Origin of the sequence: Ornithinimicrobium sp. (assembly GCF_051004135.1) — a bacterium.
GTDB lineage: Bacteria > Actinomycetota > Actinomycetes > Actinomycetales > Dermatophilaceae > Ornithinicoccus.
The window spans coordinates 1-6165 of sequence record NZ_JBPCKQ010000193.1 but is presented as its reverse complement, the minus strand read 5'-3'; the positions used below and the strand labels follow the sequence as shown (position 1 = coordinate 6165).

Below are 6165 nucleotides of genomic sequence, written 5' to 3'. Positions count from 1 at the left end.
CCATGGGTCGATCCTCCTCTCTGGGCGGTTAGAGCCCGTTGTTGTTTGCAGACCCTCCCAAAGGGTACTGCGTCGAGGGTCGGCCTTCTCATCTCAGTGCGCCGCATCACCGGGCGTTAGATCCCCGTCACAGACGGGAGGGGTTCGGAAGAGAATGAAGGACAACCTAAACAGAAGGGAGGTACGCACAGAACGAACGACCCCTGGGTCAGCGGCTTACCCGGAGGCGAAAGCCGATGGGAACAACAGCATGCCGTTAAAGCGGGAGTTGCCTGAAGGCGTTTACGGTAGAGTCGTCCCGCGAGGCCCGCGCGACAGGGTAAGAGCCATACTGCTCGAACCTCAGTTTCCAACGATGAAAAGAAGCGTCCCTCGATCACAGCGCCTAAAGCGAGGCCGCCGGTATACGGCGAAAGATGAGATGTCGTCGGAACCTTCCGGCCGGTGGGTGGCGGGAAGCGATCCCGCTCAAGGAAACGGACGAGGTGCCTACCTCGCGCTAGAAGAATGTCTAACGTCAAGGGAATGCGGGATGGCCTACGGGACGAGAGTCCTAGGGTCACGGAGTCTCCGTAGTAGTCTGGGTGCGGGAAAGCCGTCCACAAGGCGAAGGGAGACAGGTGCGATGGATGTCTCGGGAGAGGGAAGCACGCGAGATGCGTGACGCTGAAACGATCCTGAGCATCATCCGCGAATTCCGGGCGTGGAGATGGCACTGGAGAGCGGTGTGCTCGGAAATCGGGCACGCACCGTTCGGGGGAGAGGCGGACAGAAAAGTATCGGCAACGATAACTCGCTGGCCGCCTACTCCACTCTATTAGGTCACTGCCGCCCGTCCGGAGCGCGGTGGAGATCCTCCCTGGCTAGCCGACGGTTCGCTAAAAAGGCACCTTCGGCCCTACAAATTTTGGGTCAGGCCAACCGGGAGGACCTCACCGCTTACATTCTCGCAGTACAGATTTCCCATAATGGTACTGTGACCCTCGGTAGGGAACGTACTTCTCTGGTTTCCGAGAACCGAAGGCGTCGGTAATCCATTATCCTGCATGAAAATGGGATTTTCGGGGAGATATAGGAGCCCCGTAGACTTCCCGGAAGCCATCGAGTCTTCTACATAAGCCCTGCACCAGATCCACGAGACATACTTGTTATTTGAGCTTGTGCCAATTTGTAACTCGGGCCGAATAGTTATTCACTCCGGTTGCATGTTTCAGACCCCGGAGATAGGCGTGGAATTTCCGAAATGAGTTTCTGCCAGGTCTGGCTCCGTCTATACGTTGCAGAGTTATTGGCGAGGTCTCCACTGTCAGCGATGAGATCCGTTTCGTCCAGCTTACGCCCCCGGGGTCGGCCTGCTCGATCGCCATCGGGAAGGGAATCGTGGAGTCGGAGCCGGGCTCTGTCCGGGGCGTGCAGTTGGTCGTCTCGGACATACACAACGCTTACGCCGAGCTCGTCGAGCGCGGGGTGGAGGTAAGTGAGGTCCAGGAGTTACCAGGAGGCTCGTTCGTCTTTTCAGTGACCCTGACGGCAACGGCTGGGCTGTGCAGCAAGGGTCTGCTCCGTAGCAAGACGCCTAAACCAAGAGGAGATCACGACCATAACTAACGACCGTGCCGCTGCCGAGCAGCCCTACACTCCGATGGCAGGTGCGGCTGGTTCAGGCAAGGGAAAGAGAGTAAGGAAGCGTGCGACCGCTGACTCGTCACCTTCGATCCTTATCCCTCCTGATCGTATAGCCTCTGCCAGCGCGACCGGCCCATATACCGACCCGGCTAGCGTGTTGGAGTCAGACTCAATAATGGCGTCGGACTGCTCGGCGCTTCCGCGTATAATGTCTAAGCGCCCATCTTTGACAACAGCCCTGAAAACATCCTCGCCGAATCTGAGCTCATAAGTAGCGCTCATGCCGTCCGCGCGCCGCGAGTCGAACATAGTCCGGAATGAGAGGATGAGCGAGTCCACCCCCAGGGCGGCGTCGTGGGGCTTTGAAGGAGAGCGGGCACCCCAGCGTCCGAGCTGGACGAGGACCGGCTCCAACTCCTTTCCCCACTCGGTCAGCTCGTAGACCTTCGAGGCTGCGGGCGGGGGCAACTTCCGGCGGCGCACCACACCTGTACCCTCAAGCTCGCGCAGGCGTTGGGCGAGGACGTTGGGGCTTACACCCGGCAGTCCAGCACGTAGGTCCGTAAAACGCTTCGGCCCCAGCATCAACTCGCGTACCGCTAGAAGTGCCCAACGCTCGCCTACGAGATCCAGCGCGTGGGCAGCAGCACAGCCATCATCGTATGTGCGATTGGTAGCCACATATAAGATTCTAACACCACTGAAGCTAAACTGGGACTCTTAATTAGTAATTTACAATTTGCCAGTTGTTTTTTAGGATTTTTTCTGTATGCTGCTTTTAGTCAAGCCAACGAACTGGGGAGGAAGGGTCGAGATGAGAAATAGGACTGAGACCACGCAAGTTGGCTGCCTGTGCGGGCATGTCCAACTCGAAGTGGAGCGCGCGCCAATTGTCAGCGCTGAATGTTGTTGCAATAGCTGCCGCGAGGCGGGCGCACGATTGCAGACTCTCCCCGATGCTCCGCCGATTCTGGACACAAAGGGCGCGACGCGCTTCGTTCTCTACCGCAAGGACCGTGTCCACTTCCTGAAGGGTACAGATCTGCTCAAGGAATTCAAGCTTACGTCAGATGCAAAGACCCGCAGGGTCGTCGCCACCTGTTGCAACACGCCGATCTTCCTTGAGTTCAAGGGCGGTCACTGGCTCAGTCTTTATGGGGACATTTGGCCCGAAGGAATGCTGCCTCCCCTCGAAATGCGGACGATGACGGCTGACCTACCGGACGGCATGTCGCTGCCAGATGATGTTCCGAATGCCAAGAGTCAGACGCTCCCGTTCTTTGTCAAGCTGATGGGCGCGTGGATCGCGATGGGATTCCGTAGCCCGAAGGTGCCCGTGAAAGGAGAATTTCATGTCTGAGACAGACGGCAACATGCTGCCAGAGGCTAAGTCGTAGAAAAGTTGATGAGACTGAAGGAAGTGGATCTATGAGTAAATTGACCGTAGCGGCGTACGTGTCTCTGGACGGTGTGATGGAGGAGCCGTCCTGGACGGGACCATACTTCGACGAAGATTTGGGGAAGCTTCAGCAAGACCTGCTGTTCGCATCGGACGCGCTTTTGCTGGGGCGCGTGACTTACGAGGGCTTCGCCGCGGCCTGGCCCTCCATGACCGACGAAGCTGGTTTCGCCGACAGGATGAACGGCTTGCCCAAGCACGTTGCTTCTACAACTCTCGAAGGCCCGCTCGATTGGAACGCGAGCTTGATCGAGGGTAGCGTCGCCGAGGAAGTCAGCAGACTAAAAGAGCAGCCTGGCCAGAACCTTCTGATCTACGGTAGTGCGGACCTCGTTAACACACTGATGCAACATGGCCTTGTGGACGAGTACCGACTAATGGTATTCCCCATCGTCCTGGGGAGCGGAAAACGCCTCTTCGCGGATCGCACTGAAACGGAAGCCTTGGAACTTGTTGACTCCAAGACTACCGGTTCGGGAGTCGTCGTTCTGACTTATGAACCAAGGACACAATAGCGATCTTCCCGAAGGTCTTCCGAAACCGGCGATGCGGGTGCTCGACGGAGCGTGCATACATCACCTCGAATATCTCACCCGGATGAGCGAGCCCGAATTGCTTCGGCTTCACGGCATGGGGCCGAAAGCACTCGGAATGCTCCGGGACGCGCTCGTGTCAAACAGTCAGTCATTCGCTAAGGAGGAGAGATGAGGAAGACGTATCACGGGAGTTGCCATTGCGGCGCGATCCGCTTCGAGGCGGATGTGGATCTCTCGGAGACAGCGATCCGCAAGTGCAATTGCAGCTTCTGCCTCAAGTCCGGCTACAAGAAGGCGCTCATAGGCTACGACGAGCTGCGGATCACCGCGGGAGAGGATCTTCTGCAGAACTACCGCGCAGAGGACAGCAACTGGCCCGAGGGCGACATAGATCACTACCGCTGCCCCTATTGTGGCATGCAGCCCTTCTCGCGAGGCTATCTCGAAGAAATAATGGGCGGCAATTTCTGGGCCGTGAACGTCGCGTGTCTGGATGACGTTACAGAGGAGGAGCTCGCTGCGGCTCCGGTGATCTACGAGGACGGCAAACGCGACCGTCAGGACCGCGAGCCGGAGATCACCGTCTACCTCTAACGAGAAGAAGCAAGGCAGTGGTCGAAGTGGACGAGACTAACGGAGGGAGATTTATGAGGAATAAGGAGGACTCATGCAACTGGTGGTAACGCAGAACATCACGCTCGATGGTGTAATCGAGGCGACCGGAGGATGGTTTGCCCCTGCCGGAGATGAGACCGACGTCGACAACTCCGACATCGAGACGACGTTACGCGAGCACATGGAGGCACAAGACGCGCTGCTGCTCGGGCGCAATACCTTCAAGAGCTTTCGCGACTACTGGCCGCAGCAGACCGACGACACGACGGGCATTAGCAAACACCTAAACGAGGTCCAGAAGTACGTCGTCTCGAGCACCATGCAGGACCCGGAATGGGAGAACACCACCGTGTTGCAGGGTTCTCTGAAGGACGAAATCCGGGCGATGAAGGCCGGGCTGGGTAAAGAGATCGGGATCACGGGCAGCATCAGCGTCGTGCGCGACCTGATCACCGCTGGACTGGTGGACGAGTATCGGCTGTTCGTCTTCCCCGTGGTGCTCGGGCGCGGCGAGCGGCTGTTCGCCGACGCAACCGAGATTCCCGAACTCATGCTGCTAGAGGCCAAGCCCTTCCGCTCTGGCGTTGTACTCCTGAGCTACCGTCCCGCGTGACGGTGCGCGGCGTGACGATGGCGTGGCTGGCACCTCTTGGAAGACAGGAAGGATAGAACGGATGGCGACTTATGTACTTATTCACGGTGGCGGTGGAACCGCAGCGGGATGGGCGCTCGTTGCGGACGAACTGCGCAAGCGAGGGCACGACGTGGTGGCGATGGACCTCCCCTGCGACGCCCTGTCCGCCGGATGGTCGGACTATGTCGATACTGTGGTGGACGCCGCTGGTGAGCGGAGCGACCTCGTTGTCGTGGCACACTCCGCAGGCGGGTTCATAGCGCCTCTCGTGTGCGACCGTCTGCCGGTCGACCTCCTCGTATTCGTGGCCGGGATGATACCGGTCCCTGGCGAGACGTTCATGCAATGGTGGACGAACACCGGACACGAATTCCCCGACAGCGACGTTGACATCTTCTACCATGACGTACCCCCAGACCTCGCAGCCGCAGACATGGAACGGGGTGAGGGACGGCATCACTTCCCGGAAGGAACATGGCCGATGGAGAAATGGCCGGATGTCCCGGCGAAATACCTGCTGTGCCGGGATGATCGTTGCTTCAATGCCAGGTTCGCGCGCCGGGTCGTGCGGGAGCGGTTGAACCTCATCCCCGACGAGATGGACGGTGGCCACATGGCGATGCTGGGCCGCCCGGAGGAACTGGCAAGCAGACTCGATAACTACTGGAAGGAAAGAAACGATGGCTGAAACGAATCCTGTTGCCAAACTGGACTCACGGTTCAGTAGTGATGGGGCCACGCCAACGACGGGGGCATCATGACACCAGTAGACCGTTCCGACGACCCGGAACACCATCACATGCTCATTATTGCAGGACATCTGGTCGTCGAGCCCGCCGATCGTGACGCCTACGTCGCGGAGTGTGCGCCGATCGTCGAGACGGCGCGGGCCGCCGGTGGCTGCCTCGACTTCTCTATCACGGCCGACAGTGTAGATCCCGCACGGATCCGCATCTACGAGCGCTGGGAGAGCGAAGAGCAGCTACTCGCCTTCCGCGGATCTGGCCCGAGCAGCGACCAGCAGGCCCAGATCCTCAATGCCGACGTTAAGCGCTACACTATATCGTCAGTCAGTGAGCCCTGAGCTGCTCTACCACTTGTTACTAATAGGTCGGCGAGTGGGACGGAGTCTAAACAGACGAGAGAAATCGTCTCACGGTGTCTGGGCTTGACCCGCTTTCGCGGACCAATCAGAGTTGAGTGATGAGGTTCTGCGAAAGGAGTAGAAGATGGGTAGATCGAGACCACCTTACCCGCCCGAGTTCAAGGAGGAGGCTGTTCGGTTGGTCTGGGCC

At 58.7% G+C, this 6165-nt stretch carries 7 protein-coding genes; 6 read left to right on the top strand and 1 reads right to left on the bottom strand.

The window, feature by feature from the left end:
• Positions 1 to 1632: 1632 nt before the first annotated feature.
• Positions 1633 to 2307 (bottom strand): winged helix-turn-helix transcriptional regulator, encoded by a 675-nt coding sequence (locus ACR2FV_RS13730; RefSeq protein ID WP_434016262.1) that lies wholly within the window; start codon positions 2305 to 2307, stop codon positions 1633 to 1635.
• A gap of 88 nt (positions 2308 to 2395) precedes the next feature.
• On the opposite strand from ACR2FV_RS13730, the gene ACR2FV_RS13725 reads away from it, so the two are divergent.
• The 6 genes from ACR2FV_RS13725 (at position 2396) to ACR2FV_RS13700 (ending at position 5954) form a co-directional block, all read left to right on the top strand.
• Positions 2396 to 2986, top strand: coding sequence for a GFA family protein (locus tag ACR2FV_RS13725; RefSeq protein ID WP_434016261.1), 591 nt, complete (start codon positions 2396 to 2398; stop codon positions 2984 to 2986).
• 68 nt (positions 2987 to 3054) lie between these two features.
• A complete protein-coding gene (locus tag ACR2FV_RS13720) occupies positions 3055 to 3600 on the top strand; it encodes a dihydrofolate reductase family protein (RefSeq protein WP_434016260.1) in 546 nt (181 codons plus the stop codon).
• Positions 3601 to 3789: 189 nt separating this feature from the next.
• Complete coding sequence (locus ACR2FV_RS13715) at positions 3790 to 4215, top strand: GFA family protein (RefSeq protein WP_434016259.1); 426 nt, start codon at positions 3790 to 3792, stop codon at positions 4213 to 4215.
• 73 nt (positions 4216 to 4288) lie between these two features.
• Entirely contained in the window at positions 4289 to 4849 is a 561-nt protein-coding gene (locus ACR2FV_RS13710) for a dihydrofolate reductase family protein (RefSeq protein ID WP_434016258.1), read from the top strand.
• A 61-nt stretch (positions 4850 to 4910) separates the two neighbouring features.
• The gene (locus ACR2FV_RS13705) at positions 4911 to 5558 is read left to right on the top strand and encodes an alpha/beta hydrolase (protein ID WP_434016257.1); all 648 of its coding nucleotides are present in this window, start codon (positions 4911 to 4913) and stop codon (positions 5556 to 5558) included.
• A 69-nt stretch (positions 5559 to 5627) separates the two neighbouring features.
• Entirely contained in the window at positions 5628 to 5954 is a 327-nt protein-coding gene (locus ACR2FV_RS13700; protein ID WP_434016256.1) for a putative quinol monooxygenase, read from the top strand.
• Positions 5955 to 6165 lie beyond the last annotated feature (211 nt).